The sequence below is a fragment of the Streptomyces sp. NPDC058964 genome (assembly GCF_042741275.1).
Taxonomy (GTDB): Bacteria; Actinomycetota; Actinomycetes; order Streptomycetales; family Streptomycetaceae; genus Streptomyces.
On sequence record NZ_JBHYKH010000858.1, the window covers coordinates 1 to 2,145 of the forward strand.

A 2,145-nucleotide genomic window follows, 5' to 3' on the forward strand; every position below is an offset into this window, starting at 1 on the left:
AGAAGGCCCTGACCAAGGGCGGCTACGGCGGCATCCTGGGCGTCGGGGGCGGGGCGGCCGCCGCCCCCCCCCCGGGGGGGCGGGGTACACCACCCCCCCCCCCCCCGGCCCCAAGGCGACCGACGGCCGTACGGCCCGGCGCCCCCTCGCACTGCGGCTGCTGGCCCGGCCCGAAGTCGGCGTCCTCCTGGGCGCCTTGGCCGTCCTGGTCTTCTTCCTCGTCGCCGCGCCCTCGGTCCGCCAGGGCAGCTCGATGGCCACCGTGCTCTACCAGTCGTCGACGATCGGCATCATGGCCCTGCCGGTCGCCCTGCTGATGATCGGCGGCGAGTTCGACCTGTCCGCCGGCGTCGCCGTGGTCACCTCGGCGCTCACCGCGAGCATGCTCAGCTACCAGCTGACCATGAACGTGTGGGTCGGCGTGATCGTCGCGCTGGTCCTGTCGCTGGCGGTCGGCGCGTTCAACGGCTGGATGGTGGTCAGGACCGGACTGCCTAGCTTCCTGGTCACCCTCGGTACGTTCCTGATCCTGCAGGGCGTGAACCTGGCCGTGACCAAGATGGTCACCGGCAACGTGGCGACCGACGACATCAGCGACATGGACGGCTTCGACCAGGCGAAGAAGGTCTTCGCCTCGTCCTTCGACGTCGGCGGGGTCGAGGTGAAGATCACCGTCGTGTGGTGGCTGGTCTTCGCCGCGATCGCCACCTGGGTGCTGCTGCGCACCAAGTACGGCAACTGGGTCTTCGCCGTCGGCGGCAACAAGGACAGCGCCCGCGCGGTCGGTGTCCCGGTGAACTTCACCAAGATCACGCTGTTCATGACGGTCGGCTTCGGCGCCTGGTTCATGGGCATGCACAACCTGTTCTCCTTCAACACCGTGCAGTCCGGCGAGGGCGTCGGCCAGGAGCTGATCTACATCGCCGCGGCGGTGATCGGCGGCTGTCTGCTCACCGGCGGCTACGGGTCCGCGATCGGCCCGGTCTTCGGCGCCTTCATGTTCGGCATGGTGAACCAGGGCATCGTCTACGCCGGCTGGAACCCGGACTGGTTCAAGGCCTTCCTCGGCGTGATGCTGCTCGGCGCCGTCCTCATCAATCTGTGGGTCAGCCGCACGGCGACCCGGAGGTGACCCTCATGACCACCAACGGAACCGGCACCCACGGAGCCGTCCTGGAGGACTCCGCGCCCGACGGTTCGGACCGCCCCGTCGTCGAACTGCGCAACGCGGGCAAGTCCTACGGCAACATCCGGGCCCTGCACGGCGTCGACCTGACCGTCCGCCCCGGCAAGGTCACCTGCGTCCTGGGCGACAACGGCGCCGGCAAGTCCACCCTGATCAAAATCGTCTCCGGGCTGCACCGGCACACCGAGGGCGACTTCCTCGTGGACGGCACCCCGGTGCGCTTCTCCACCCCGCGCGAAGCCCTCGCCAAGGGCATCGCCACCGTCTACCAGGACCTGGCCACCGTCCCCCTGATGCCCGTCTGGCGCAACTTCTTCCTCGGCTCCGAGATGACCAAGGGCCCCTGGCCCGTGCGCCGCCTCGACATCGAGAGGATGAAGCGGACCGCGGACGAGGAACTGCGCAACATGGGCATCGTCCTGGACGACCTGGAACAGCCCATCGGTACCCTCTCCGGCGGCCAGCGCCAGTGCGTCGCCATCGCCCGCGCCGTCTACTTCGGCGCCCGTGTCCTCATCCTCGACGAGCCCACCGCCGCCCTCGGCGTCAAGCAGTCCGGCGTGGTGCTCAAGTACATCGCCGCCGCCCGCGACCGTGGCCTCGGCGTCATCTTCATCACCCACAACCCCCACCACGCCTACATGGTCGGCGACCACTTCAGCGTGCTGCGCCTGGGCACCCTGGAACTCTCCGCCGACCGCAGCCGGGTCAGCCTGGAGGTGCTGACCAACCACATGGCGGGCGGCGCCGAACTCGCGGCTCTCAAGCACGAACTCGCACAGGTCCGCGGCGTCGACGTCGAGGAACTCCCCGAGGAGGAGGACCTCGGCGCGCCGGTGGCGACCCAGCCCGAAGGGACCCCCTGACCATGGCGAACGACCTCGACCGCATCCGGGTGGGCTCGGCCCCCGACTCCTGGGGCGTCTGGTTTCCCGACGACCCCCGGCAGGTGCCCTGGG

Annotated in this window: 2 protein-coding genes and 1 pseudogene; all 3 read left to right on the forward strand. The window is 69.7% G+C overall.

All coding sequences use genetic code 11. The features are described 5' to 3' along the window. Positions 1–1,132: ABC transporter permease (locus tag ACFW2E_RS45650; protein WP_384477748.1), on the forward strand; the 1,132-nt coding region annotated here is incomplete at its 5' end. A gap of 5 nt (positions 1,133–1,137) precedes the next feature. Continuing rightward, positions 1,138–2,052, forward strand: coding sequence for an ATP-binding cassette domain-containing protein (locus ACFW2E_RS45655; RefSeq protein ID WP_384477751.1), 915 nt, complete (start codon positions 1,138–1,140; stop codon positions 2,050–2,052). A gap of 2 nt (positions 2,053–2,054) precedes the next feature. Then, positions 2,055–2,145 (forward strand): annotated as a pseudogene (locus tag ACFW2E_RS45660) (2-keto-myo-inositol dehydratase); the annotation flags it as partial.

Coding starts and splice junctions, on each gene's coding strand:
- ACFW2E_RS45655 (WP_384477751.1), top strand. CDS start 1,138: ATGACCACCAACGGAACCGGCACCCACGGAGCCGTCCTGGAGGACTCC.